This window comes from Cellulomonas palmilytica (assembly GCF_021590045.1).
GTDB classification, from domain to species: Bacteria; Actinomycetota; Actinomycetes; order Actinomycetales; family Cellulomonadaceae; genus Cellulomonas; species Cellulomonas palmilytica.
On the sequence record NZ_CP062221.1, the window covers coordinates 747,606 to 772,233 of the forward strand.

The 24,628-nt window shown below is 73.6% G+C and carries 23 protein-coding genes; 7 read left to right on the forward strand and 16 right to left on the reverse strand.

From position 1 onward, the window contains the following. Positions 1-49: 49 nt before the first annotated feature. Together F1D97_RS03600 and F1D97_RS03605 are read right to left on the reverse strand one after the other, a co-directional pair. Positions 50-1,018: an aminoglycoside phosphotransferase family protein gene (locus F1D97_RS03600; RefSeq protein ID WP_236122356.1), complete on the reverse strand. Its 969-nt coding sequence runs from the start codon at positions 1,016-1,018 to the stop codon at positions 50-52. Between the two features lie 55 nt (positions 1,019-1,073). Continuing rightward, positions 1,074-2,120: an SMP-30/gluconolactonase/LRE family protein gene (locus F1D97_RS03605; RefSeq protein ID WP_236122357.1), complete on the reverse strand. Its 1,047-nt coding sequence runs from the start codon at positions 2,118-2,120 to the stop codon at positions 1,074-1,076. A gap of 204 nt (positions 2,121-2,324) precedes the next feature. On the opposite strand from F1D97_RS03605, the gene F1D97_RS03610 reads away from it, so the two are divergent. Genes F1D97_RS03610 through F1D97_RS03620 form a run of 3 tightly spaced genes read left to right on the forward strand, consistent with a single transcriptional unit; the run spans position 2,325 to position 5,880 of the window. Next, positions 2,325-2,846 carry a PadR family transcriptional regulator gene (locus tag F1D97_RS03610; RefSeq protein WP_236122358.1) on the forward strand — a complete coding sequence of 174 codons (522 nt, stop codon included), beginning with the start codon at positions 2,325-2,327 and terminating at the stop codon, positions 2,844-2,846. 41 nt (positions 2,847-2,887) lie between these two features. Then, the gene (locus F1D97_RS03615) at positions 2,888-3,604 is read left to right on the forward strand and encodes an ABC transporter ATP-binding protein (RefSeq protein ID WP_236122359.1); all 717 of its coding nucleotides are present in this window, start codon (positions 2,888-2,890) and stop codon (positions 3,602-3,604) included. Beyond that, entirely contained in the window at positions 3,601-5,880 is a 2,280-nt protein-coding gene (locus tag F1D97_RS03620; RefSeq protein ID WP_236122360.1) for an ABC transporter permease, read from the forward strand. Before F1D97_RS03615 ends, F1D97_RS03620 begins: the two co-directional genes overlap by 4 nt. 15 nt (positions 5,881-5,895) lie before the next feature. Here F1D97_RS03620 and F1D97_RS03625 read toward each other — a convergent pair whose 3' ends face one another. Then, a complete protein-coding gene (locus F1D97_RS03625; protein ID WP_236122361.1) occupies positions 5,896-6,255 on the reverse strand; it encodes an immunity 8 family protein in 360 nt (119 codons plus the stop codon). Positions 6,256-6,259: 4 nt separating this feature from the next. Then, positions 6,260-7,171: an eCIS core domain-containing protein gene (locus F1D97_RS03630; protein WP_236122362.1), complete on the reverse strand. Its 912-nt coding sequence runs from the start codon at positions 7,169-7,171 to the stop codon at positions 6,260-6,262. 368 nt (positions 7,172-7,539) lie between these two features. On the opposite strand from F1D97_RS03630, the gene F1D97_RS03635 reads away from it, so the two are divergent. Both F1D97_RS03635 and F1D97_RS03640 read left to right on the forward strand, forming a co-directional pair. Further along, complete coding sequence (locus F1D97_RS03635) at positions 7,540-7,986, forward strand: DUF6318 family protein (RefSeq protein WP_236122363.1); 447 nt, start codon at positions 7,540-7,542, stop codon at positions 7,984-7,986. A gap of 89 nt (positions 7,987-8,075) precedes the next feature. After that, complete coding sequence (locus tag F1D97_RS03640) at positions 8,076-8,819, forward strand: PKD domain-containing protein (protein WP_236122364.1); 744 nt, start codon at positions 8,076-8,078, stop codon at positions 8,817-8,819. A gap of 121 nt (positions 8,820-8,940) precedes the next feature. Here F1D97_RS03640 and F1D97_RS03645 read toward each other — a convergent pair whose 3' ends face one another. After that, positions 8,941-9,417 carry a hypothetical protein gene (locus F1D97_RS03645; RefSeq protein WP_236122365.1) on the reverse strand — a complete coding sequence of 159 codons (477 nt, stop codon included), beginning with the start codon at positions 9,415-9,417 and terminating at the stop codon, positions 8,941-8,943. A gap of 131 nt (positions 9,418-9,548) precedes the next feature. On the opposite strand from F1D97_RS03645, the gene F1D97_RS03650 reads away from it, so the two are divergent. Then, on the forward strand, positions 9,549-10,334 hold the full coding sequence (locus F1D97_RS03650) for a hypothetical protein (RefSeq protein ID WP_236122366.1): 786 nt from the start codon (positions 9,549-9,551) through the stop codon (positions 10,332-10,334). Between the two features lie 76 nt (positions 10,335-10,410). On the opposite strand, the gene F1D97_RS03655 is transcribed toward F1D97_RS03650, so the two are convergent. From F1D97_RS03655 to F1D97_RS03665, 3 genes are all read right to left on the reverse strand, one after another. Beyond that, complete coding sequence (locus tag F1D97_RS03655; protein WP_236122367.1) at positions 10,411-11,355, reverse strand: ATP-grasp domain-containing protein; 945 nt, start codon at positions 11,353-11,355, stop codon at positions 10,411-10,413. Then, positions 11,352-12,173: a hypothetical protein gene (locus F1D97_RS03660; RefSeq protein ID WP_236122368.1), complete on the reverse strand. Its 822-nt coding sequence runs from the start codon at positions 12,171-12,173 to the stop codon at positions 11,352-11,354. The genes F1D97_RS03655 and F1D97_RS03660 overlap by 4 nt, the downstream gene beginning before the upstream one ends. Positions 12,174-12,234: 61 nt before the next feature. Then, the gene (locus tag F1D97_RS03665) at positions 12,235-13,644 is read right to left on the reverse strand and encodes a S1 family peptidase (protein WP_236122369.1); all 1,410 of its coding nucleotides are present in this window, start codon (positions 13,642-13,644) and stop codon (positions 12,235-12,237) included. A 134-nt stretch (positions 13,645-13,778) separates the two neighbouring features. Between F1D97_RS03665 and F1D97_RS03670 the strand changes: the two genes are divergently transcribed. Then, the gene (locus F1D97_RS03670; RefSeq protein ID WP_236122370.1) at positions 13,779-14,000 is read left to right on the forward strand and encodes a hypothetical protein; all 222 of its coding nucleotides are present in this window, start codon (positions 13,779-13,781) and stop codon (positions 13,998-14,000) included. 101 nt (positions 14,001-14,101) lie between these two features. On the opposite strand, the gene F1D97_RS03675 is transcribed toward F1D97_RS03670, so the two are convergent. From F1D97_RS03675 to F1D97_RS03710, 8 genes are all read right to left on the reverse strand, one after another. Further along, positions 14,102-15,322 carry a Fic family protein gene (locus F1D97_RS03675; protein ID WP_236122371.1) on the reverse strand — a complete coding sequence of 407 codons (1,221 nt, stop codon included), beginning with the start codon at positions 15,320-15,322 and terminating at the stop codon, positions 14,102-14,104. A gap of 72 nt (positions 15,323-15,394) precedes the next feature. Further along, complete coding sequence (locus tag F1D97_RS03680; RefSeq protein ID WP_236122372.1) at positions 15,395-16,678, reverse strand: hypothetical protein; 1,284 nt, start codon at positions 16,676-16,678, stop codon at positions 15,395-15,397. Continuing rightward, positions 16,678-17,826, reverse strand: coding sequence for a HesA/MoeB/ThiF family protein (locus tag F1D97_RS03685; RefSeq protein WP_236122373.1), 1,149 nt, complete (start codon positions 17,824-17,826; stop codon positions 16,678-16,680). The genes F1D97_RS03680 and F1D97_RS03685 overlap by 1 nt, the downstream gene beginning before the upstream one ends. A 305-nt stretch (positions 17,827-18,131) precedes the next feature. After that, entirely contained in the window at positions 18,132-18,821 is a 690-nt protein-coding gene (locus F1D97_RS03690) for an HAD-IA family hydrolase (RefSeq protein WP_236122374.1), read from the reverse strand. 27 nt (positions 18,822-18,848) lie between these two features. Then, on the reverse strand, positions 18,849-19,715 hold the full coding sequence (locus F1D97_RS03695; protein WP_236122375.1) for a GNAT family N-acetyltransferase: 867 nt from the start codon (positions 19,713-19,715) through the stop codon (positions 18,849-18,851). A gap of 107 nt (positions 19,716-19,822) precedes the next feature. Then, the gene (locus F1D97_RS03700; protein ID WP_236122376.1) at positions 19,823-21,304 is read right to left on the reverse strand and encodes an endo-1,4-beta-xylanase; all 1,482 of its coding nucleotides are present in this window, start codon (positions 21,302-21,304) and stop codon (positions 19,823-19,825) included. 83 nt (positions 21,305-21,387) lie between these two features. Continuing rightward, positions 21,388-23,520: a family 43 glycosylhydrolase gene (locus tag F1D97_RS03705; RefSeq protein WP_236122377.1), complete on the reverse strand. Its 2,133-nt coding sequence runs from the start codon at positions 23,518-23,520 to the stop codon at positions 21,388-21,390. A gap of 111 nt (positions 23,521-23,631) precedes the next feature. After that, positions 23,632-24,621 (reverse strand): pseudouridine synthase, encoded by a 990-nt coding sequence (locus tag F1D97_RS03710; protein ID WP_236122378.1) that lies wholly within the window; start codon positions 24,619-24,621, stop codon positions 23,632-23,634. Between the last annotated feature and the right edge of the window lie 7 nt (positions 24,622-24,628).

A 24,628-nucleotide genomic window follows, 5' to 3' on the forward strand; every position in this document is an offset into this window, starting at 1 on the left:
CACCTACGCACACCGGAGCGCCCAGCAGTGGCGTCCGACTTCCGGGTGGTCAGTGCAGGCGGACGGTGAGCCAGTCCAGGGCGGCGTCGCGGTACCAGGCCTGGTGCACGCGCAGCCACGGTGACGTGGCCACGGGCGGCTGACCGGCGGCGTCGACGAAGTAACCGGCGAGCGCGACGAGGAACGCGTCGATCGACGCCCGCGGGACGTCCCGGGTCAGGGGGTGCGTCGCCACGAGGTGCTCGGCGTCGAGGCCGTCGCCGTGCGCGCTGACGAGCAGCCCGACGAGGTCCACCCAGGGGGCGGCGAGCTGGAGCCAGTTCCAGTCGCAGATCAGCACCCGCCCGTCGGTCGCGAGGAGCACGTTGTCGTCGCGCACGTCGAAGTGCATGGCCGTGTCGCCGGCGGCGGCGTCGGCGCACCGGCTCTCGAGTGCCGCGAGCTCGGCGACCCGGTGACGCCACGGTCCGGGAGCCAGGCCAGGGTCGGCCTCGCCGACGGCGCACCGGCGCCAGAAGCTGAGGTGGGGGTCGAGGTCGGCCGTGGTGTCGAGGGGCAGCAGATCCTCGGGCGCAGGTGTCAGCACCTGCGCGGCGCGTTCGAGCGTCGCGAGCACCGCCGCGAGCTCGTCGGGCACCCAGGGCCGCCGTGGCGTGGTGCTCTCGACGTCCTCGAACGCCAGGACGACCCAGTCGTCGACGTCGAGCGTCCACAGGAACCGGGGCGCCGGGACGCCCTGCGGCAGCAGGCCGGCGACGTGGGCCTCGTGCGTGTACGCGGCGTGCGCGTGCTCTCCGCGGGACGCCGACGCGGCCTTCACGAAGACCCGCGTCCCGCCGGCCAGCTCGAGCCGGCTCGCGAACCCCTCGGTGAACCCGGCGTCCTGGGTGCGGGCGCGCACCACGCGCGCCCCGACCCGGGACTCGACGGCCGCGCGCACGTCGCCGGGCAGCTCGTCCCACCGCGGTCGCCGCGCGGTGGCGCGGTGGGGGAGGGTGCGCGCGCGGCCGTCGTCCATCCGGGGACGGTAGCGGGAGGTCCGCCGGCCGGTCGCCCGTTTTGGCGCCCTCCGCTCAGGGTGCCGGGATGCGGGTCACCGTGAACGGCTCGGGCGTCCCGCCGGCCTCGCGCGTCCCGAACTGGCTGTTCACGACGAGCAGGTCCTTGCCGGCGCGGGCGGCGGTCGTCGGGTCGTCGAACGACGCGCCGGGCGTGCGCGAGACGACGGTCCCGGAGTCGAGGCCGTGGTCGAGGCGCACGGTCGCGATGCCGGGCGTGGCGGTGGTCCACTCGACGGCGTAGAGCGTGTGGCCGTGGAGCAGCAGCCCGTCGCCCGCGACCGCGTCGTCGCCGAGGTCGACGAGCTCGACGCTCCCGTCCCGCAGGCCGACCCGGTACAGCTCGGCCGTGGGTGTCTTCGCGACGATCGCGTACCGGCCGTCGGGGGAGACGACGATGCCGTTGGCGTTGATGTCCTGGTCGTACTCGAACGCGGTGCCCTCGAACGACAGGACGGGCTCGAGCGGCTGCGTGCTCGTCGTGCGGCGCTCGCGGCCGTCGATCTTGTAGAGCACGGGGCGCATGGAGTCGGTGACGTAGATGTCGCCGTGCGGGCCGACGGCGAGGTCGTTGACGAACGTGGGCGTGCCGTCCTGCGCGGACTGCCACGACCCGGTCAGGCGCCCGGTCCTCAGGTCGTACGCCCACACCTTGCCCGTGAACCCGCCGGCGACGAGCAGCGTCCCGCGGTCGACCTTGAGCCCGACCGCCATGGTGCGGCCGTCCTCGCCGCCCGGCAGGAACGGCGTCGCGGTCGGCTCGTCGAGGTCGCCGCGGTAGATGGTGCCGTCGGTGGTGCCGCTGACGTAGAAGTCGTCGCCGTGCACCGCGATGCCCTCGGGGTACACGTCGTCGGCGGCGGGGCCGACGGGGTCCAGCAGGTACGTCGTCGGGCGGTGGTGAGCCGCGTGGTGACCGGGGCCGTGGTGGCCGGGGCCGTGGCCGGGTCCGTGGGGACCGGGGCCGCCGGGCCCGCCCGGGCCGTGCGCGGACGCCGGGACGGCGGCCAGCAGCACGAGCGTCACGGCGGCGGCGAGGGAGGTCGTCAGGCTGGATCGCATCGGTGCACCCCTGCACGGCGGGGTCGTCCGTCTCACCGGGCACGGGCCCCCGCCGTCACCCTTCGGGAGTACACCGGTGAAAAGGGACGGACCGGCGCGGTGCCCACTGTAGGGACGGGTCCCTGCCGCGGCCAGGGGTTCGCCACCAGATGGTACGGGCACGGCTATTCACAGTGTGTATACCCTGTGTGTATAGTCGCGGACGTGAGCCTCGCACCCGCCCTCCTGGGCCTCCTGCAGACCGGACCCCGTCACGGGTACGACCTCAAGCGCGCGTACGACGAGCGTTTCGGCCAGGACCGCCCGCTGGCGTACGGCCAGGTGTACGCGACCCTCGCCCGCCTGCTGAAGAACGGCCTCGTCGAGGTCGAGTCCGAGCCCGGGGACGGGCCGGACCGCAAGCGGTACGCGATCACCGACGCGGGGGTGAGCGACGTCGAGCAGTGGCTGTCGCGCCCCGAGAAGCCCGAGCCGTACCTGCACAGCGCGCTCTACACCAAGGTCGTCCTCGCGCTCCTCACGGGGCACGACCCGGCCGACGTCCTCGACACCCAGCGCGCCGAGCACCTGCGCCTCATGCGCGACCTCACGCGCCGCAAGGCCGAGGGGGACCTCGCCGACCAGCTCGTGTGCGACCACGCGCTGTTCCACCTGGAGGCGGACCTGCGGTGGCTCGAGCTCACCGCCGCCCGTCTCGACCAGCTCGCCGCCACGGTCCGCGCGTGACCCGCCCGGACCGCCCGACCGACGACCCCAGGGAGACCACCGTGTCCCGCACGACCACCACGAGCCCCACCGGACCCGGCTCGACCAGCCCGCTGCTCGTCGCCGACGGCCTGCACGTCGCGTTCGGCCCGACGACCGCGCTCGCCGACGCCTCGCTCGAGGTCCACGGCGGCGAGGTGCTCGCCCTGATGGGCCCGTCGGGCTCCGGGAAGTCGACGCTGCTGCACTGCCTCGCGGGGATCCTGCGACCGGACTCCGGCACGGTCACGTTCGACGGGCGTGACGTCACCGCGATGTCCGACGCCGAGCGCAGCGCCCTGCGCCGCTCGGAGTTCGGGTTCGTGTTCCAGTTCGGCCAGCTCGTGCCGGAGCTGACGTGCGAGGAGAACGTCGCGCTGCCGCTGCGGCTCGCGGGCACCTCGCGCAGCGACGCGCACCGCACCGCCCGCGAGTGGCTCGACCGGCTCGAGGTCCCGGACATCGCGGGCAAGCGCCCGGGCCAGGTGTCCGGCGGGCAGGCGCAGCGGGCCGCGGTCGCGCGTGCGCTCGTCACGCGACCGCGCGTGGTGTTCGCCGACGAGCCGACGGGTGCGCTCGACTCGCTGAACGGCGAGCGCGTGATGCAGCTGTTCGTCGCCGCCGCGCGGGACACCGGTGCGGCCGTCGTCCTCGTGACGCACGAGGCGCGCGTCGCCGCGTACTCCGACCGGGAGGCCGTCGTCCGCGACGGTCGCGTGCGCGAGCAGGTGCCCGCATGAGCCGGGGTCGCAGCACGACCGTGACCGACCTGGCGCTCGGGGTGCGGATGAGCGTGGCCGGCGGCCGCGCGGGGTGGCTCCGCCTCGCGCTCGTCGCCCTGGGCGTCGGTGTCGGCGTGGCGATGCTCCTGCTGGTCGCGTCCCTGCCGACCGTGCTGGACCAGCGCGCCGTGCGCGACGGCGCCCGGACGCCCGGCACCGAGGTCGCCACGGCCTCCGACGACACGCTCCTCGTCCGGCGCGTCATCACGGAGGTCGCGGGCACGATCGTCGTCGGGAACCTGCTGCAACCCGAAGGACGGGGAGCGCCGCTGCCGCCCGGCGTGGACCGCGTCCTCGCGCCGGGGGAGACGCTCGTCTCGCCCGCGCTGCGGCGTCTGCTGGACGACGACGAGCGCGGCCTCCTGCACGGACGGTTCGGCGAGACGGTCGTCGGGACCATCGGCGACGACGGGCTCGTCGGACCCCAGGAGCTGCGGTACTACCAGGGCACCGACCGGCTGACCGCGGACAACGCCCAGCGGGTCGCGGACTTCGGCCGCACCCGGCTCGACGGAGGGACGGACGCCGCGACGCTGCTGCTCGCGCTCGTCGGGCTCACCGGCCTGCTCGTACCCGTCCTCGGGTTCGTCGCGACGGCCGTGCGGTTCGGCGGGGAGGCCCGCGACCGGCGGCTCGCCGCGGTCCGGCTCGTCGGCGCGGACGCCGCGACGACCCACCGCATCGCCGCGGGGGAGACGCTCGTGGGCGGCGTCGCGGGCGTGCTCGTCGGCGCCGGGCTGCTCGCCGTGCTCCGCGCGCTCGTGCCGCCGCTCGTCCCGGGGTCCCTGACCTTCCACGGCGCCGACCTGCGCCCCTCGCCGGCGCTGGCCGCGCTCGTCGTCGTGCTGGTCCCCGTCGCGTCCGTGCTGGTCACCCGGTCCGCGCTGCGGCACGTCGTCGTCGAGCCGCTCGGTGTGGTACGCCGCGGCACGACGGTCCGGCGTCGGCTCTGGTGGCGCGTCGCCGTGCCGGTCGTGGGCCTCGTGCTCATGCTCGGCCCGCTGGTCACCGGGGGCACCGAGGGGTTCGCCGACGCGCAGGCGCTCGTCCTGCTCGGCATGGTCGCGCTGCTCACCGGCGTCTCGCTGCTGCTGCCGTGGCTGCTCGACGTCACCGTGCGCCGCCTGCGGCCCGGTGCCCTCGCGTGGGACCTCGCGGTGCGGCGTCTGCAGCACGAGAGCGGCACCGCCGTGCGCGCCGTGTCCGCCGTCGTGCTGTCCGTCGCCGCGCTCATCGCGGTGCACGCGCTGCTGGGTGCCGAGCGCGGGACCCCGGGCTACGAGGGCGACCGGTACGAGGCCGTGGTGCGCGGCGACCTGGCCGCCGACGACGTGGCCGCGTGGGTGCCCCGGCTCGAGAGCCTCCCCGGCGTCACCGACGTCGAGACCCGGCTCATGACGAGGGCGCAGCCCGTCGGCGGGGGCGAGGAGGTCCCGGTCGTCGTCGCGGGCTGCGGGTGGATCACCGCGCAGACCGCCGCGAGCGCGTGCACCGACGGCGACGTCGTGGTGCTCCTGCCCGAGGGTGCGCAGGCACCCGGACCCGGGTCGGCGTACGTGCTCGGCGGCCCCGGCGCGTCGACCTGGACCCTTCCGGCCGACGCCGTGACCGTCGCGGCGGACGACTCGTCCCTCGTCGGAGCACCCCCGACCGTGCACATCACCCCGGGCGCGCTCGGCGACGCGACGGTCGTGCCGACCGGCGTCTACGACAGCGCGGTGGTCACGGTCGGCCTCGACCGGGCCACGCCGGACGCGGCGGAGCACGTGCGGACCGCGGCGGCGCGCCTCGACCCGACCGTCGACGTGATGGTCAACGACCCGCAGGCCGTGAGCGGGATGGCCGTGGCGATCCGCCAGGGCCTGATGCTCGGCACGGTCGCGCTGCTCCTCGTCGTGGGCGCGAGCCTGCTGGTGAACGTCGCGGAGCAGCTCCAGGAGCGTCGCCGCCCGCTCGCCGTGCTCGCGGCGTTCGGTGTCCGGCGGCGCGACCTCGGGCTCTCGGTGCTGTTCCAGGTCGCCGTCCCGGTCGCGATCGGGCTGGCGCTCGCGGTCGCCGTCGGCAGCGTGCTCGCCGTGGTCCTGCAGAGCGGAGCAGGGCTGCCCGTGTCGCTCGACCTGGCGGGGATCGGGATCACGACGAGCGGCGCGGCGCTCGTCGTGCTGCTCGCAACCGCCGCTCTCCTGCCGATGCTCGGCCGTGTCACGCGGCCCGCGGGGCTCCAGGGCGAGTGACGTGCCCTCCCGGGGTCACGGGGTGTGGTCCTCGAACTCCCAGTGGCCGATCCGGGCGAGCTGCTCGGCGAGGCCGCGCCAGTCCGCCGCCTCGAGCGACTCCACGTGCTGCCGCAGGAAGGCGACCGCCGCGGTGAGGTCGAGCGTCTCCACCACGAGGAGGTGGCGGCCGATCTGCGGCCCGGAGTCGCTGACGCTCTCCTGCAGCCACGCGGGCGTGCAGACGAAGACGTCGAACGACTCCTCCCCGGGACCGTCCGCGGGTCCGACGACGAGCCGCACCCAGGCGCCGCCGCTCGACGGGTCGTCCGCGGAGTACGCGCCGATCTCGGCGCCGTCGTCGAGGGTGTAGGTCTCGCGCAGTGCAGCTCTCATGGCCCTAGTCCGTGATCGTGAGGTGGGCGTTGGTGGCCCAGTTGTCCTTGTGCGGCCTCTTCGGTGGAGGGCCCGACTCGAAGTTCGACTGGGTGACGTTCCAGGTCGGCTTGAACGATGGTGGACGGTACCGCCTGTTGCCGTCGGAGCTGACCCAGTAGCCCTTGACCGTGCCGACGGGCGCGGCGCTCAGCCCCGTCCACAGCAACCCGGCCGCGTCGGAGAGCGCGCGCGTGGCCGACCCGATCTGCCCGATCTTGTCCGTGACCTTCGACGCGGCCTCGACGATCTCGGCGGCGGTCCGCTCGACCGGTGCGACGTCCTCGTCGTCGTCCCCGGGGTTGCGGCGCACCGGCGTGCGCGGCGTCCCTCCTTCGTGCAGGACGTGCGCGATCTCGTGCGCGAGCACATGCTCGCCGCGAGGGCTGGCGGGGTCCACCGAGCCGCCGAGGAAGACGTCGCTGCCGACGGTGAACGCCTGCGCACCGAGGGCTGCGCTGTGCCGTGCGGCCGCCGCGTCGTCGTGCACGCGCACGTGGTCGAGGCTGGTGCCGAACCCTGCTTCCATCCGGCCGCGGACGGTGCTCGGCAGCGGTGCGCCCTGGCCGAGCTCGGCGGAGATCTCGTGGCTGCGCCCGGAGCTGACGGCCCCGCCCGCCCGGCCCACCTCGGCGTGCCGGGGTGGCCGGTGCGCGGCCGGGGCGGACGGTGGTGCCTCGCCGAACCGTCGCAACCGTGCGAGGGCCGCGGTCGCGTGCGACTCGGCCGCGACCTCGGCCTGGTCGTCAGCGTGTCCGACGACCAGGCCCGCGACCGGTGCCGGGCGCGAGGGTGAGGTCGTCGTCTGTTCGGTCGCGGCGCCGTCGGTCGGGGACGACGACTGCCGGGTCGCGTGCTGCTCGACGTGCTGGTCCATGGTCCCCCCTGACTGAGCGTCTCCTGCCAGGATCCCCGTCGCGCCTGCGCGCGGGCGTCCGTAATGGCTACGCAAACCGAACGCCCGTGACGGGGTGGGGGGCCACACCCCTCGTCCGGTGTGGACGACGCGGATCGCGGTGCGGCCGATCTGGGTAGGTTCGTCCGATGCGATCGACGGGGGCTCGGACGTGCGGTCTCGTGCTGGCCGGTGCGCTCGCGCTGGCCGGGTGCACGGCGGAGGGTTCCGCCGGACCCGAACCGACGGCCACGGACTCGCCCACCCCTGCGCCGACCCGGACCGTGTCCCACTCGCCGACACCCACGCCGACACCGAGCGCGGCGCCGACCTCGGGACCGGACCAGGACGTGACCAGACCCCCGACCCGCCCGGCTGCTCTCGACGGCCCGGCCACCGAGGACAACGCGATCGCCGTCGGCAAGTACTTCGCCGCCCTCGTGACGTACGTGACGTCGACCGGCGATCTCGTCGAGTGGGACGCTCTGAGCGGGCCCGACTGCCAGTTCTGCGCCGGTGTCCGTGAGAAGGCGGTTGCCATTCACGAGGCGGGGAGCCGAGTGATCGGCGGCGCTGTCGACCTCGGGTTCGGTTCGGCGTTCGACAACGGTGACGGGACGTTCGTCGCGAGTGTCGAGCTGACGGAGTACGCGTCGCAGGTGGTCTCGGCGGACGGGTCGGTGCTCGAAGAGGTCCCCTCGACGGCGACCTACCGGGCGACGATGGCGCTCGGGCGCGGCGCGGGGGGCTGGGTCGTGGAGGGCGTCCAGGTCGACGAGATCGACGTCGCGCCGTGAGGCCCACCCGAGTGCTGGGTGCAGTGGGTGCCTGCGTCGCTCTGCTCGTCGTGACCGGCCCGCCGCCTGCGGCAGCGATCCGGGGAAGCGTGGGCGGGGACGAGGCGGTCATCGGTGACCGCTTCAGACGCTATCTGCTGTACCGCTCGTGGAAGGCCCACAAGGACCCGCTGGTGGACTACGCGTACGCGCGGTTGTGCAACGTCGACTCGCAGTACCTGGAGTCGGACATCGACGGTGAGTGCTCGCCACCGAACGGCACGGTCGTGATCCCCGGGTGCGGTGACGACGAGCCGGTGATGCCGTTGTGGCGCCGGACGCGTGTCGCGGTGGGCTCGCCGTGGTCGAACTGGGAGATGCGGATCGGGTGGGCGTGCCCGGACGACCTGCTTCCCGCGGTCACGCAGGAGGACTTCCGTCAGCTGAAGATCGACCCCACGGTCGTGCACCGGCAGCCCGGTGAGAGCGGGACCGTCCTCGTGAACAAGGGGATCATCGGCTGGGTCGAGCCCGACGAGCGCACGTTCCGCACGAGTCTGTTCGGCTTCGGGATCGACGTGGTGACGTGGCCGGTCGAGTACACCTGGGACTTCGGCGACGGCGAGAGCCTGACGACGTCGTCGCCTGGTGGGCCCTACCCGAACCGGGACGTCCAGCACGTCTACGAGCAGGTGGGCACGTTCACGGTCACGCTGACGACGGTGTGGAAGGGCAAGTACCGCGTGGACGAGGACGAGGACCACGAGTGGCGCAGCATCGACGGCACGGCGCTCACGACGACGACCTCGGCCCCGTTCGAGGTCACGGAGCTCAGGAGCCGCCTGGTCGGCTGATCCGGCGCGGTGCTGCTCGCGACCGCCGGTCTCCTGCCGATGCCGGCCGTGTCACGCGGCCCGCGGGGCTCGAGGGGGGTGACGCGCACCGGCCGTCGCCTCGCGCCGGGGGGAGGGCCCGTCACTCGCGTGCGGCGCCCAGGTACCAGCCGGAGTCGTCGGTCTGGACCGCCGGCCCGTGGAACGTGATGCCCGGGTGCCCGCCGTCGTCGACGACCTCGAGGTCGAGCCCGCCCGGCGGCCCGGGCGACACCGTCACCGTGAACGTGAACCGCGTGCCCGGGGCGGGCAGGGACTGCGGGGTCACGACGACGTGCGCGGCCGACCCCGTGGCACGCACGGCACCCCCGGGCACGGTCATGCACAGCGTCACCGTCGCGGAGTCGCCGAAGTCGTGGTGCTCGTCGGTGTAGTCGAACCCCGCACCGAGACCACCGTCGCCGCCCGTGTCGGGCGGGTGGTGGCAGTCGTCCGCGGAGGTCGCGGCCGTCGACGTCGCGACGGGCGTCGAGGCACCCGGGCCGTCGGGCTCCTGGCAGCCGACGAGCGCGGCGAGAGCGCACGCGACGACCACGAGCAGGCGGCCCGGACGTGACATGGGGTCACCCTCGCAGAGCTTCGCCACCGCGTCGATGCAGGTCATCCGTGTGGCGGGCGTGACCGGTGCGGGCGACGGCGGGACGGGACGAACCGGCATGGATCGACCGCGCCCCGGCTACCCTGACGCGCATGTCCGCCGTCCCCCGTCGAGTCGTCCTCGTGCTCGTCGTCGCGCTCGCGACCATCGCGGGGTCGAGCGGCTGCTCGAGCGACAGGTCCCGGGGTCGCGACGCCGCGCGGTCGGCGGTCGAGACGCTCCTCGCCGGGTCGCGGACGGAGGGTGACGAGATCGCCGACATCGCCGAGAGCGTCGAGGAGAGGGCACGCGCAGCCGGCATCGTGATGATCGGCGTCGAGCACCGGGAGTCGGAGGGCGGGTACGGCTCGCCGATCGGCTCGATCACGCTGGGGCTCACCGTCGCGGAGGTCGTGGAGGACCCGAGCTGGTGGGGCGACGACGAGACGCGGGACCCGGGCCCGTACTGCTTCGAGGTGACGTTCCACCGCCGCGGGGTGCTCAAGACCAAGGGCGTCGGCTGCCCCGACGGCGGGCTGGTGGCGGTCCCCGCCCCGCCGTCGCGCCTGCCGCGCATCGCACCGAACGCGCACGAGGCGGTGTGGTCCGTGCTCGAGTCGATGCCGGACCGGGTGCCGTCGCAGGACCAGGTGGTCGCGGACGTGACCGCGCGGCTCGAGCCGCACGCGAACGGTGTCACGCCGCTCGCGGAGGTGACGGTGGCGATCGCCGACGGCGTCGTCGCGGTGGCGACGGGCGACGGCGACGACTGCGTGCTCGTCGAGCGGGGCCCGGACGGCGTGGTCCGGGACGTGTACGTGCCGCCGGTCTACCTGAAGCGGGGCGAGCTGGGCTGCTACGCGGACACCGCGTTCGCTGACCTGCGACCGCCGCACTGACCGACGAGGTCCGCATACCGGGCGTGGACGGGCGCCACGCGCGGCCGGTCTACCGGATGAGCAGTGACGGCGCAGGTCACGCGGCGCGGTGGAGCCAGCGGGCCAGGGCGTCGGAGATGGGCAGGCCCGCGGCGGTCTCGTACCAGGGGTAGCCGGGGGACGGGTTGACCTCGAAGCAGACGACGCGCCCGTCGTCGGCGAGCTTGAGGTCGACGCCCGCGAACGGCAGGTCGAGCGAGCGGGCGAGCGCGACGCACCGCGCGGCGACGTCGTCCGGCAGCGGGTACGGCGCGAGGGTCGCGTCCTGGCCGACCTGGGCGCGCGCGTACCGGTAGTCGGTGGCGTCCGAGTCGACGATCGCCGCGTACACCTCGTCGCCGACGACGTGCACGCGCACGTCCCGCCCGCGCACGTTCTCCTGGAACTGCACGGGGCACCACCGGATGCGCGCCAACCGCTCGGCGTCGCGGACGAGGTCGACGACGCTGACGATCGAGCGCACCCCGCTCACCGACTTGTAGATCGCGCCGCCGTGCGCGAGGACGAACTCGCGCGCGGCGTCCGGGTCGTCGGTGACGAGCGTCTCGGGGGTGTCGAAGCCGCCGGCCTGGACGAGCTGCGCCTGGTACGGCTTCGACATGTTCGACGCCATCGCGGACAGCCGGCTGGCGACCCGGGTGCCGAGCGCGTCGGCCGCGGCCTCCGTGAACGCCATGAGCGCGTCGAACTGCGCGCGGGCGCGCCGCACCGCGGGGTCGTCGGGCGGGAGGTCCTTGAGCTCGGGCACGAGCTCGGGCTCGATGGGTCGCACGTAGACGCCGACGACGTCGCGCACGTCGACGGTGGACCCCGCGACGCGCAGCGACCCGCGCAGCTCGCCGTGGGACAGGCGGACGTCGACGTCCTGCTCGAGGAAGCGCCGCGGATGGACGACGAGCGGCTCGACGCCGCGCCGCGCGAACGCGCCGAGCAGCAGCTCGACCGGGCTCTCGGTCGGCACGCCCCACACGACGACGCTCACCGCACGGCGTCCACCGACGAGGCACCCGACGAGACGGCGGGCGACGACGCCGCGGGCTCCGGCGGCGCCAGGGCGAGCAGCGCGTCGACCACGGCCTCGCCCACGGACAGCAGGTCCGGCATCGGCGTCATCCCCGCGAACCACCAGTGACCGTCCGCGACGACGACGTCGAGCCCGACCATCGCGTCGTCCGCGCCCACGGCGGACGCGAACCGTGCGACGGCCGCGGCGAAGCCCGCCGGGACCGCCGCGCCCGCTCGTCGTGCGAGACCCTCGGCGTCCACGACCCGTCCGTCGAGGACGACCACGTGCACGGCCCGCGCGCCCGACCCGGCTCCGCGCACCGCGGACTCGAGGAGCTGCAACGTGGACGTCCCCGCGCCGAAGTCCGCGTCCGGCACGTCCAGCCCCGCGCGACGCGCGAGCACCGCGGCGCGCAGCGGATGCGGCGCGGGCCCGGCGAGGCACGTGGGCGACGGCCGGTTGCGCACCACCCCGGGCAGCGCCGCGAGCCAGCTGAGCGCGAACGCGGTCATCTCGGCGCCGGCGTAGTCGCGCTCGGCCGGCTGCGCGTACTGCCACGCGGCCACGGGCGGCGACAGGAGCCGGTTCACGACGAGGTCCGGCTCGTCGACGACCCCCGCGTCACCGAGGTCCACGACGGCTCGGGTGCCGTCGCGGCCGAGGCGCTGCGAGCGTCGTCGGGCGAACGACAGCAGCGCGGACGTCACGAGCGTGGACGCGCGACCGCGCTCGCGGAACCGCGAGTGCAGCCACAGCGCCGCCGTGTCGTCGAGGTCGCACAGGACGACGACCATGGGGCTCCCCTCGGTGGGTGACCCGGCCGACGAGGTGGTCGCCGGCCGGGTCACCGGGTGCTCAGCCGAGCAGGTTGTCGAGGTCGGTCTTCGCGGCCGCGGCGTCGGCGGCCTGCCGCTCCGCCTCGGCACGCAGCGCCGCGATCTCGTCGGACGTCAGCTCCTCCTCGCCGCTGAACGCGCTCGACGACAGGTCGGGGCGCTGGTCGGCGGAGATGAAGGACTCGAGCTGGCTCAGGCGCCCCTCGATCTCGGCGAGCCGCCCGGCGAAGCCGCCACGGCCCGGCAGCCCGGGGCCCGGGTCGCCCGGGTCGCCCGGGTCGATGGGCGGCAGGTCGGGCACCTTGATGACGTCGACGATGTCCTTGATCCGCTTGCCGTCGGCGATGAGCTCCTTCTTGAGCTCCTTGTCCTTGATGATCTCCTTGCGCAGCTCCTTGTCCTTGATCAGGTCCTTGCGGAGCTCCTTGTCCTTGTCCTTGATGATGTCCTTGTGGCCGTCCTTGACGTCCTTGATGATCGACTTCCCCATGGGGATGGAGATGTTGAGCTCGGACAGGACGTCCGCGACCGGGTTGCCCACGGTGTTGGTGCCGGCACCCGCGAAGAGCAGGGCGACGACCGCGCCGGTCGAGTCGACGATCACGGACCCCGAGTCGCCGTGGTCGGAGAACAGCGGGTTCTTGGTGGTGTCCGTGGCGATGCTGACCTGGCCGGTCAGCACGTGCACGCCCAGGCCGTCGCCGTAGTCGACGCTCACGGACAGCGCGAGCCCGTCGACCGACCCGTACGTCAGGCCCGTGGTGCGTCCGCGCTTGCGCACCTCCATGCCGAGCGCGGCGGGCTTGGTCCCGTTCACCGTGCCGATGTCGACGATCGTCTGCGCCGTCGTCCGGCCCGCGTCGATCGAGACGACCGCGCCGTCGACGTGCGACGAGAGCACGGCCCGCAGGATCGCGCCGAACTCGTCGCCCGGCGGTACGCCCGTGTCGACGCGGCTCGGCTGCACCTGGCGGTCGCCGACGCTCCACCCGTCGTCGACGCACGCGACGTGGAAGTTGGTCACGGCCGCCTTCTGCCCGCTCGCCTCGTCGGTGACGATCGCACCGAGGGTGCCCGCGAACACGTAGCCGCCGATCGCGCGGCTCGGGCCCATGCTGATGCCGCCCTCGAGCGTCGCGTAGTGGGTGGTGTCCGCGAGCGCGCTCACGTCCAGCGGGGCGCGCGTCACCTGCAGCTCGTACCTGCGCTCCAGCACGTCGGTGACGACGCCGTCGATCTGCGCGGGGACCTGCTGCCCCTTCGGGACGCTCTTCTTCTTCTCCTCGACGTGAACCCGGATCGCGACCTGGTCCGTCTGGACCCCGCCGACGACCTTGTACCCGACGTCGATGCCGGTCACCCCGGGCTGCGCGAGGTACTTCTTCTCGACGCTCTCCTTGATGGCGACCAGCTCCGCGATGGACGGCATGGCCTTACCCCCTCGTACTGCTCCCGGGTGGGCTGGTGCCCACCCACGTCACGTCAGGAGCCCGCCCGTGACGGGTCGATACGTCGTGGCGAACGGCGGACCACGGCAGGGCGGGTGGTGCGACGATGGACGGCATGGCACTCACGTACGACGAGGCCGTCGCGATCCAGCGCCGGCACGAGGCGCGTCTCATGGCACTGCCCGGGGTCAACGCCGTGGGCGTGAAGCAGACCAGCACGGGTCCGGTGCTCGAGGTCACCGTCGCCCCTGACGTCGACCTCGCGGCCGAGCTGACCGTCGACGAGGTGGGCGGCGTCCCGCTCACGGTCGTCCGCGGCCGCTTCACCCTCCACTGACGTCAGCCCCGACGCTCGTCGGCTGTGCTCTTCCCCGAGGGCGATCCGGACAGTGGTCGGCCCCCGCGGCTTCAGCCGGAGCCGGGTGGTGGACGTCGCAGCTAGGCGCGGCGTCCGGCGCGGGTGGCGAAGGCGTCCATGGCGGCGAGGACCTCGGGCGCCTGCCAGATCCGGTGTCGCCGGGTGGATGTGGACGGTCTGAGCACCCCCGCCCGCTCGAGGACGTCGACGGCGTTGCGTGCGCCACGGTCGGAGAGGTCGAGCGTGGCGGCGACGTAGTCGGCGTTGACCACGGGTTGCGCGAACAGGGCGTCGGCGAGCCGCCACGCGGCAGAGTCGGAGCGCGCGCGGATCTGCTCGCGCCATGTCTCGCGCAGCGCCATCACGTCGTCCGCGAGGCGCCGGCCGTTGGCCACGGCCGCGACGGCTGCGTGCGCGACCTGCTCGACGATGGCGTCGGGCTCGCCGGCCCGGTAGGCCGTGAGCGCGCGGAAGTACCGGTCGGGGTCACGCAGGAGCCCGGCGGACACGGGCACGGTCGTCCGGCGGGTGAGGCCACGTCGGCGGAGGACCTGATGGAGGAGGACGCGCCCGGTGCGCCCGTTGCCGTCGGTGAACGGGTGGATCGTCTCGAACTGGGCGTGGACGATCGCAGCATGCGTGAGGGCCGGGATGTCGTCCCGCGCGGCGAGCACGACGAGGTCGTCGATCGCCGCCTCGACACGCTCGTGGTGCGGGGGGATGAAGTCGGCGCCGTGCGGGCTGATCGCGGACGCACCCACCCAGACCTGCTCGGTCCGCCACCGCCCGGCGGCGTCGGGGTCGGACTCCGTGAGCAGCGCGCGGTGGACGGCGAGGATCGTGTCCTGCGTGATGTCGTCGCCGACGTCGAGTGCGGAGTTCATCGCGCGCACGTTCGCGGCGACGAGCTCGGCGTTCTGCTTCCCGCCGACGCCCAGGCTGGCCATCGCGAGGTTGAGGGCGTTCGTGGTGAGGTGCTCGATCTGGGAGCTCGACGCCGACTCGGTGCGCAGCAGCACCGCGGGCATCGGGACCGGCATGGTCGACACCTCGCTGTCGAACCGCGCGACATCGGACGTGGCGTCGTCCACGACGGACTGGACTGCGCTGCTCACACGCGGCGTCAGGTCGGCGATCGAGGGCAGGACGGCGGCCTGGTACGGGCGTGAGATGCGCTGACGTTCCCAGATGGTGAGGCGACCGTCGTCGAGGTTCGAGGTCCAGTCACGGGGCTCGGTGCCGAGCGCGGGCCACGCGACTGCGCCTGGGGCGGGTCGCGGAGGGCGTGCCTGCTCGTCCATAGCCTTCGCCACCTCCGGTTCTTATTGAAGGCTAGACCATGAGCCTTCAATAAGGAGCCTGCTTGTTGAAGGCTAGCGGCGGTGACGGCGGCGGTCGGCGAGGTCGCGCAGCGCCACCGCCGCGGTGAGCAGGCGGGGGGACAGCAGCAGGACGCCGAGGACGAGCGCCTCGTAGAACGCCCACGTCCTCGGGCCTGCGGTGACGAGCGAGTCGCGCATCCACACCAGCAGGTGCCACGTGGACGGCAGGAACAGCACGACGAGGAACCACGCCGCGAGCAGCAGCCCGCCGGCGTGCACCCACCGGTACCAGCGGGCGACCGCGAGGTCCCGCGGCGGGCTCGCGGCGAGCGTCGCGCGCTCGTCGGGCGTCAGGCGCCGGAACGTGCGTCGCAGGAGCAGGCGCGTGGTCCGCTGCAGGTGCGTGCAGCCGAGCAGCGCGGTCATCACGGCGTACACGTCGCTGCGCAGGAAGACGAAGAACTGCACGACGATCGCGGAGACCTCCACGAGTGCCACCGCGGCGAGCAGCGGGTCGGGCCCGAGCCCCGCGGCGCGCAGCGCGAGCACCACCGCGAGGACGACCGCGTCGAACGCCATGCCCGCCATCAGCGGCCCGACGCGGCGCCGCGGCGGCAACGCCCACAGGCCCGTCAGGTTCGTCTCGAACGTCAGGAAGTAGAGCCGGCGCGTGATGCGCAGCCGTGCGGGTACGCCGAGCGCGGCGGCGGCCATGACGTGCGCGAGCTCGTGCAGCCCGGCGAGCAGGTAGGTGATCAGGGTGAGCGCCGCGAGGCTGCGCGCGGGCGTGCCCAGGAAGAACACGTCCAGCGCGTCGGGCCGCACGTCCGGCACGGTGACGACCAGCACGACGGCGACGAGCGCGCTCAGCACGGCCAACGCGGCACCCCACCGGGAGAACAGCCACCGAGCGCGGGCGCGGGGGGCGACGACGAGCCCGCGCACGGCCGGCGCGACGTCGTCGGCCGGCACCGCACGCTCGTCGTCCACCGCGGCCACGAACCCGAGCCGCACGAGGCTGCGTGCGAACGCGAGGACGTCCACCGGCTCGTCGGCGTCCGGCGGTGTCACCGCGCGCGTGACGTCGGCGACCGCGCGGCCCACCTCCAGGAGGTCGAGGGCGTGGGCACCCACGGCCGGGACCGCGACGAACCGGCCGGTGTCCGCGCGCCCGACGACCACGCGGTCGCCCTGGACGGTGCGGGTCAGCGGGTGCAGGCGCAGCACGGACGTCGGCCGGACCTCGGGGTCGGCGACCGGAGCGTGCGAGGCGACCGGTACGTCCGAGGCGACCGGCGCGTCCGAATGGGCCGGCGCCTCCGAGGTGGTGCTCATCACGCCGCGGCCGTGACCGCGCGTCCGGCGGCCGACCGGCGGACCGGGGCCGTCGCGCACACCGGGCACTGCGGGTCGGCGGGCCACGCGTCGATGGTCGTGCGGCCGTCGCCCGCGAAGTCGACGAGCTGGTAGCGGCCGAGCGACACGGGCGCGGTCAGCCCGGTGAGGAACCGCATCGCCTCGAACGACACCAGCCCGCCGAGCACGCTCGTCACCGGCCCGATCGCCCGGTTCGCGCGGTCCTGCTCGAGCACGCGCGGCCGCTCGACGACCTCCCGGTCGACGCCCTCGGCGAGTCGCGCGCGGTGCCGCTCCAGGCACTCGCGGCACGCCGAGCGGCCCGGGTCGACCGACCAGTACAGCCCCTGCGTGTACGCCAGGCCGCCGCGGATGAACGGCACGCCGGCAGCCACGCACGCCTCGTTGACCCAGCGGTCCACCTCGTCGGGCTCGTCGATCGCGGAGACCACGAGCGACGGCAGGTCGGACAGGGCCGAGCCGCGCAGCAGCGCCGTGACGTCGTCGGGCGACTCGACGCGTCGTCGGAACGCCTCCACGCGCAGCGTCGGGTCGAACGCCCGCAGCCACGCGGCGACCCGCTCGGCCTTCGGCTGCCCGACCTCCGCCTCGGTGTACGTGAACTGCCGCGCGAAGTTCCGCAGCTCCACGCGGTCCTGGTCGACCACGGTCACCGCGCCGACACCGAGCCCCGCGAGGTTCATCAGCACCGACGAGCCCAGCCCGCCCGCGCCGAGCACCAGCACGTGCGCGTCCCGCAGCAGCGACTGCGGCCGCTCGCGGGGGACCGACAACGTGGTGAACGCGTCGAAGAACGCCAGGTTGCTGAAGTAGCGCTCGCGGTCGTGCGCGTCGAACAGCTCGGGCGCCGACGCGTCCTCGAGCCAGCCGAGGTGGTCGAGCTGCCGCAGGACCGTGGCGACGTCCGCCTCGGTGACCGACGGCCAGCGGTCGTGCATCGCGGCGGCGAGCCCGGCGGTGTCCCGGGTGCCCTCGCGTAGCAGCGTGAGCAGCACGAGCACCTGCCCGTCCGGGTCGGCGACGCGCGTGCGGACCTTCGGGTCGAGGCTGACGACCAGCTCGCCGTCGCCGGCGAGGCAGTTGAGCGACTTGAGTCGGGGAAGCATGGACGGTCCCTGTCGACGACGGTGGGCGGTGGACGAGACGGGACGAGCCGGCCCGGTCGTGGTGACCGAGCCGGCTCGTGGGCGGATCAGGCGCCGCCGGCCTCCGGGTCGAGGTGGATCCGCGTCGCGGTGATCTCCTCGACCTCCATGATGTCGATCGTCATCTCCTTGCACCCCCTTGCATCCCTCGTCGGACTGTCGCCACTCGTCGCGGCGGCAACGTCGGACGAGGACACGTCGACGCCGCGGCTGATACGCGGGGACGACGAGCTTCACCCGGCCCGCGCGCGGACGTCACCCGGAGCTCAGGGGAGTGCGAGCACCACGCGGTCACCCTCGACGCGGGCTCTGACCTGGCGGAAGTCGTCGACTCGCCGCAGTCCCCGGATGGTGGGCGACTCGTGGCCGCCGACGACCACGGTGAACGCCCCGGCGGCCCTCGCGGCCCGCAGGCCCGCCTCCGCGTCCTCGAAGACCGCGCAGTCGTCGGCGGGCACCCCGAGCGCGGATGCCGCACGCAGGAACCCGTCAGGAGCGGGCTTGCCGGCTGCGACGTCCTCCGCGGCGACGAGAACGGTGGGGCACGGCAGGCCGACCGCCGTCAGCCGGCGCACCGCGAGCTCCCGCTCGGCCGACGTCACCACGGCGACGCGCGCGTCGGGCAGCGAGGCGAGCAGGTCCCGCGCACCGGGGATCGCGGTGAGCCCGTCGAGGCGGACGAGCTCGGCGGCCTCGATCTCGGCTGCGACGACGCGTGCCTGGTGCGGGTCCGGCAGGAAGTCGGCGACCGTGTCGATCGTGCGGCGCCCGTGGGAGACGCTCAGCACCGTGTCGAGGTCGACCCCGTGCGCGGCGGCGAACTCGCCCCAGACGGCCTCGACGACCGCGGTGGAGTCCACGAGCGTGCCGTCCATGTCGAGCAGGACGGCCGCGACGGTCACCTCGTCCGCGGGTGGCGTTCGTGCATCGGCGGCGTCGAGCGGGTGGGTCGTCACTCGTCGGACGCTATCCGGCGGAGCCTGTCACGTGGGGCGGGTGCGGTCGAGGCGGACGGGGCCGGGCTCGTACCCGGCGGAGCGGTACGTGGCGACCGCGGAGGTGAGCGAGGTGGGGGTGCACACCTGCGCCGACGACGCGCCGAGGGCGCGGAGCGTCGACGCGGCCGCGAGGCAGATCGCCCGGCCGTACCCGCGCCCGCGGTGCTCGGCGTGCACGCCCATCGGCTCCAGCAGACCCGGCCGGCCCGGGCCTGCCGACCACACGGTGACGCCCGCGACGGGCACGCCCGAGGCGTCACGGCCGAGCAGGCAGCGCGCCTCGGCGGACGGCACCCCGGCCGCCATGGTCCGCCACACCTCGTCGGTGAACCGCTCGTTCCCCCACGCCGAGCGGTGGACGGCGGTGAAGTCGGCGCACGTCTCGGCGGAGACCTCCTCGACGTGCAGGTCCGGCTCCGGCACCGGTGCGCGCAGGTCGCGGCGCAGCGGTGTCCAGGACTCGCCCGCGGCCCAGCCGCGCTCACCGAGCAGCTCGTGCACGCGGCTCGCGTTCGGCGACTCGACGACGACCGCACCCTCGGGCAGGACACCGCGACGAGGGTCGACGACGTCCGCGACGACCTGGCGCGCGACCTCGTCGGAACGCCACGCCCCGGGCGTGAGCGTCAGGCGCAGCGCGTCGGGGCCGTCGAGGAAGCCGATCGCGACGAGCTCGTCGTCCCGGTTCCACGTCCGGACGGCTGCGGCCACGGCGTCCGTGCCGAACCGCCAGAACCAGCCCAGGTCACCGGGGTGCAGCTGCAGGGGCACGGCCTCGTCCTGCCACGCGCGCAGGGTCGCGACGACGTGCGCGAGCCGGTCCGGTGCGGGCGTCGACGAGGTGATCGGCATGCCTCGATCCCACACCCCGCCGGCCGCGGGGCGCACGGCAATTGCGTCGGACGGGCCGGGGTCGGCCCGGTCACGCGGACCGGACCGACCCCGGGGGAGTGCGTCGGTCAGCCGACGCGGACCAGCTGCCACTGCTGGTTGGCGCCGCCCCAGCTGGAGTACTGGACGATGTTCGCGCCGTCGGCCGTCGAGGCGCCCTGCACCTCGAGCGCCTTGCCGCTGTTGCGGCTGATCAGCGTCGCGTAACCGTTGGAGACGGTCGCCCGCCACTGCTGGTTGGCGCCGTTGTTGTCGGTCCACTGGACGATCGCCGCACCGTCGGCCGTGGACTTGGCGTACACGTCGAGGTTCTTCCCGGACAGCCGCGACCGGATCTCGTAGTAGCCGTCACCCGTGGCGACGAACTGCCACTGCTGCTGGTTGCCGTTGTTGCGGGACCACTGCGTGATCCGTGCGCCGTCGTTGGTGGCGAGGTTGTAGACGTCGAGCGCCTTGCCGCTGTTGCGGTTGAGCAGCACGTACCAGGCGCCGGTGTCGATCGACGAGTCGCCGGGGTTGCCCGGGTTGCCGCCGCCCGCGTTGAGCGCGTTGAGGACCGAGGTGTACGCGGCCTTCTTGTTGCCCGACGAGTCGAACAGCAGCGGGTTCGCGCCGGTGCGCCACGAGTCGGAGTCGCGCACGCCCCACACGGTGATGCCGTTGCAGCGGGACACCGCGAGGCACGCGTTGGTCACCTGGGCGTACATGTTCGCCTGGTTGCCGCCCTGCTGGATGTCGAGCTCGGTGATCTGCACGTCGACGCCCAGGTCGGCGAACCGCTGCAGGTTGGCCTGGTAGTCACCGGGCAGGCTCGTGCCGAGGTGCGACTGGAACCCGACGCAGTCGATCGGCACGCCGCGCGACTTGAAGTCCCGGACCATGTTGTAGACGGCCGTCGACTTCGCGTTGACGCCGTCGGTGTTGTAGTCGTTGTAGCAGAGCTTGGCGCCCGGGTCGGCGGACCTGGCGGCGCGGAACGCGGCCTCGATCCAGTCGTTGCCGGTGCGCTGCAGGCTCGAGTCGCGGCGGCTGCCGCGCCCGTCGTCGGCGAAGGCCTCGTTGACGACGTCCCACGAGTGGATCTTGCCGCGGTAGTACGACGCGACCCGTGTGACGTGGTTGATCGCGGCGCTGCGCAGCGCGCTGCCGGACATGTTCTGCGCCCAGCCGGGCATCTGCGCGTGCCACAGGAGCGCGTGCCCGCGGACCTGCGCGCCGTTGTTCCGGGCGAAGTTGTAGATCTGGTCGCCGCGGCTGAAGCTGAAGCTGTTCTGCGACGGCTCCGTCGCGTCCCACTTCATCTCGTTCTCCGCGGTGATCATGTTGAACTCCCGGGCGGCGATCGACGAGTACGTCGAGTCGCTCAGCCGGCCCGCGGCGATGGCCGTGCCGAAGTACCGGCCCTTCTCGGCGGCGGACGCACCGAGCGTCGAGGCCGCCTGGGCCGGGTTGGCGAGCGCGAGCATCGTCGTGACGGTCAGCCCGGCCGTCGCGACGAGCGCGGTCGCTCGCCGTCGCCAGCCGTGCTGACGCGTGGGTGTCGTGCGCATGCGTGACTCACTCTCTGTCGGGACCGTGCGCGGATCGCCCGGTCGACGGGTTGCCGACGACGTGCAGGGGAGGGGGGCGGGCGTCAGGGCGTGGTGAGGTCGAAGCTGCGGACCGTGACCGCGCCGCCGAGCGCCTGCGTGGCGTAGCTGAAGATCCCGAACCGGTAGCCCATGAAGAACTGCCACTCGTTGTTCAGCGTGAACGCCGGGCCGAGCGGCAGGAACGTGGTGCCGTCGGTGCTGTAGGAGAACGTGGCGGTCCGGCCGGAGCCCGGGCGGATGTCGGCGGACGCGCGCAGCCAGATCCGCCCGCCGGAGACGTTCGTCGACGCGCGTTCGACCCCGGTCCCGGTGGTCTGCCACGAGCCGTTCATGGTCAACCCGTCGGTCATGACGACGCGCGTCTGCCCGTTGTTCTTGACCACCCCGACCCAGGCCGAGGACTGCCGCAGCATCGCGAGCCCTGCGTGGTCCCCGTTCGCCATGGCGGAGTAGTCGAGCTCGATCGTCGCCGTGGACGTGGGTCCCTGGATGCGGTGGGTCAGCGTGTTCCGGGCGTTGTAGAGGTCGTTCGTGACGGTCGCGGTCTGCAGCCGCAGCCCGTTGCTCACGCTGAACCGGCTCGTGTCCGGGTTGTGGTTCCACTCCCAGCGGTGGCCGAGCGTCGGTCCGACGAACGTGTCGCGGCCGGTCATGGGCGCGACGGTCTTGCTCGTCGTGATGTGCGGCCGGTTGTACGTGGTGCCCCAGCGGCCGTTGACGGTCTGGAGCGTCGGCCAGCCGTCGGACGTCCAGCTGATGGGCGCGAGCGTGGGCACGCGACCGCCCGGGTAGGCGTCGGTGAACGCCATGTACCACCAGTCGCCGGCCTGCGTCTGGACCAGGCCACCCTGGTGCGGGACCCCGCCACCGGAGATCGGGCCCGGCAGGTCGAGCAGCACCTGACGCATCTCGTACGGCCCGAACGGCGACGACGAGCGCAGCACGTACTGCCCGTTCGCGGGCCGCGTCAGCCAGATGTAGTAGTACCCGCCACGCTTGTAGAACCGCGCGCCCTCGAGCGTGCCGACGCTCGACGGCGTCTGGAACACCTGCTGCGCACGCACCTGCTGGGTGCCGTCGGCGCTGAGCTGCGCGACGCTGATCGTGCCGTTGCCGTACGCGACGTACATCGTGTCGTCGTCGTCGACGAGCAGGCCGGCGTCGTAGTAGCAGGTGTTGAGGCGCGCCTTCTTCGACCACGTGCCGTCGACGGCCGACGCCGTGTAGACGTACGTGCGGTTGAACTCGGTGCAGCCGTACCAGTAGTACGTGCGGTTGCTCGGCCGGTAGCCGAGCGTGGACGCCCAGATGCCCTTGACGTACTTGCGGCCGCCGGACAGGTCGTAGCCGGCGTCGTCGAAGTCGAGGCGCGGCACCGAGTGACCCGCGTACTCCCAGTTCACGAGGTCGTACGAGCGCAGGATCGGTGCGCCCGGCGAGTAGTGCATGGTCGACGCCGAGTAGTAGTACGCGTCGCCGACGCGGATGATGTCGCCGTCGGCGAAGTCCTGCCAGACGACGGGGTTGGTGAACGTGCCGGTCTGCGGCGGAGGCGTGGTGCTGCCGCCGCCGAGGCGGACGAGCTGCCACTGCTGGTTCGCGCCGTTCCAGTCCGCGTACTGCACCACGTTCGCGCCGTCCGCGGTCGACGCGTTCTGCACCTCGACGGCCTTGCCGCTGTGCCGTGCGATGAGCTGGACGTACCCGTCGACGTCCTGGATCGAGAACTGCTGGTTGGTCCCGCCGTTCTCGGACCACTGGATGACGGCGGCGCCGTCGGCCGTGGACCGGCCGGTGATGTCCAGGACCTTGCCCGACAGGCGGGACTTCAGCCGGTAGTAGCCGCCGCCGGCGTCGACGAACTGCCACTGCTGCTGCGCGCCGTCGTTGCGGCTCCACTGCGTGATCCGCGCGCCGTCGTTCGTCGCCAGGTCGTACACGTCGAGCGCCTTGCCCGACTGGCGGTTCAGCAGCACGTACGACGCGCCGGTGTCGATGGTCGCGGCGGTGGCGGCGGGTGCCGCGGCCACCGCGACGAGCGCGGGGAGCGCGAGGCTCGCGAGCGCCAGGACCGCCGTCCACGGTCGTCGCCGTGGGCGGCGTGCGGACCTCGCGAGACGTCCGGACGGACGCGTGGAGGCATGACTGGACGTGACGACGACGATGTCGCTCATGTGCGCGCTCCCGGAAAGCGATGCTCGAGCCATGCGCCGTGTTATCGCTCACATGGCGCCTTGGGCCGACTGTGGCACGCGCTTCCCGGGCTGCGGATCCGGGGGAAACGATTAGTCGAGTCGACCGCTCGTCGACCTCTCGTCCGCCCCCAGCGCGTGCGGGAGGGCGTCGGTCACGAGCGGCAGCGTCCGTACGCTGCGGAAACGTCGGGAGGTGCCGTCGACGGGGTCGGTGAAAGCGATCTCGGCGGCCAGCAGCTGCAGCGGGGTGCGGAAGTCGTCGACCGGGACGTCACGCTCGACCGGGTACAGCGGGTCGCCGACGATCGGGATGCCGAGCCCGGACAGGTGCAGCCGCAGCTGGTGCGTGCGGCCCGTCCGCGGCGTCAGCCGGTACACGCCCAGCCTCGTGCCGTCGGGCCCGTCGACCTCGTGGTCCAGCTCGATCCGCGTCTCGGCGTTGACGGGCGCACCGGGCACCACCTGCGCCTGCGTGGTCCCGCGCTCCTTGCGGATGTGGTCGCGCACGACGAGCGGGAGCTCGAGGTCCGGGCGCAGCGGCGCGAGCGCGAGGTACGTCTTGTCCACCCGGCGGCGCTCGAACGCGCTCTGGTACGGCCCGCGCCAGCGCTGCTCGGTCGCCAGCAGGAGCAGGCCCGAGGTCACGCGGTCGAGCCGGTGCAGCGGGGACAGCTCGGGCAGGCCCAGGGCCGCGCGCATCCGCACGACGACGCTCTGCGTCACGTGCCGGCCGCGCGGGATCGTGGACAGGAACGGCGGCTTGTCGACGACGACGAGCCGGTCGTCCCGGTGCACGACGTGCACCATGCCCGGCACGGGCGGCTCGTCGCGCAGGTCGCGGTGGAACCACACGTACCGCGCGGGGACGAAGGCGTCGTCGTCGTGCAGCGCGCGGCCGGTCTCGTCGACGAACCGGCCCTCGGTCAGCATCCCCGCGACGTCCACGTGCTCGGGCAGCCGGTGACGCAGCCACGCGCCCATGGTCGGCCACGGCGCGGGCGTGGTGCCGACCCGGTCGGGCGTGCGCAGGCGGGCGGCGTCGAGGCCATGGCGTGCCGGGAGCGGGGAGCGGGGTGGCACGCGGCGA

Bases quoted from the DNA above. Each gene is read 5' to 3' on its own strand.
- F1D97_RS03605 (WP_236122357.1), bottom strand. From the start codon at position 2,120: ATGCGATCCAGCCTGACGACCTCCCTCGCCGCCGCCGTGACGCTCGTG.
- F1D97_RS03620 (WP_236122360.1), top strand. From the start codon at position 3,601: ATGAGCCGGGGTCGCAGCACGACCGTGACCGACCTGGCGCTCGGGGTG.
- F1D97_RS03650 (WP_236122366.1), top strand. From the start codon at position 9,549: ATGTCCGCCGTCCCCCGTCGAGTCGTCCTCGTGCTCGTCGTCGCGCTC.
- F1D97_RS03685 (WP_236122373.1), bottom strand. From the start codon at position 17,826: ATGCTTCCCCGACTCAAGTCGCTCAACTGCCTCGCCGGCGACGGCGAG.
- F1D97_RS03695 (WP_236122375.1), bottom strand. From the start codon at position 19,715: ATGCCGATCACCTCGTCGACGCCCGCACCGGACCGGCTCGCGCACGTC.
- F1D97_RS03675 (WP_236122371.1), bottom strand. From the start codon at position 15,322: ATGGACGAGCAGGCACGCCCTCCGCGACCCGCCCCAGGCGCAGTCGCG.
- F1D97_RS03660 (WP_236122368.1), bottom strand. From the start codon at position 12,173: ATGGTCGTCGTCCTGTGCGACCTCGACGACACGGCGGCGCTGTGGCTG.
- F1D97_RS03680 (WP_236122372.1), bottom strand. From the start codon at position 16,678: ATGAGCACCACCTCGGAGGCGCCGGCCCATTCGGACGCGCCGGTCGCC.
- F1D97_RS03670 (WP_236122370.1), top strand. From the start codon at position 13,779: ATGGCACTCACGTACGACGAGGCCGTCGCGATCCAGCGCCGGCACGAG.
- F1D97_RS03705 (WP_236122377.1), bottom strand. From the start codon at position 23,520: ATGAGCGACATCGTCGTCGTCACGTCCAGTCATGCCTCCACGCGTCCG.
- F1D97_RS03625 (WP_236122361.1), bottom strand. From the start codon at position 6,255: ATGAGAGCTGCACTGCGCGAGACCTACACCCTCGACGACGGCGCCGAG.
- F1D97_RS03665 (WP_236122369.1), bottom strand. From the start codon at position 13,644: ATGCCGTCCATCGCGGAGCTGGTCGCCATCAAGGAGAGCGTCGAGAAG.
- F1D97_RS03645 (WP_236122365.1), bottom strand. From the start codon at position 9,417: ATGTCACGTCCGGGCCGCCTGCTCGTGGTCGTCGCGTGCGCTCTCGCC.
- F1D97_RS03700 (WP_236122376.1), bottom strand. From the start codon at position 21,304: ATGCGCACGACACCCACGCGTCAGCACGGCTGGCGACGGCGAGCGACC.
- F1D97_RS03600 (WP_236122356.1), bottom strand. From the start codon at position 1,018: ATGGACGACGGCCGCGCGCGCACCCTCCCCCACCGCGCCACCGCGCGG.
- F1D97_RS03630 (WP_236122362.1), bottom strand. From the start codon at position 7,171: ATGGACCAGCACGTCGAGCAGCACGCGACCCGGCAGTCGTCGTCCCCG.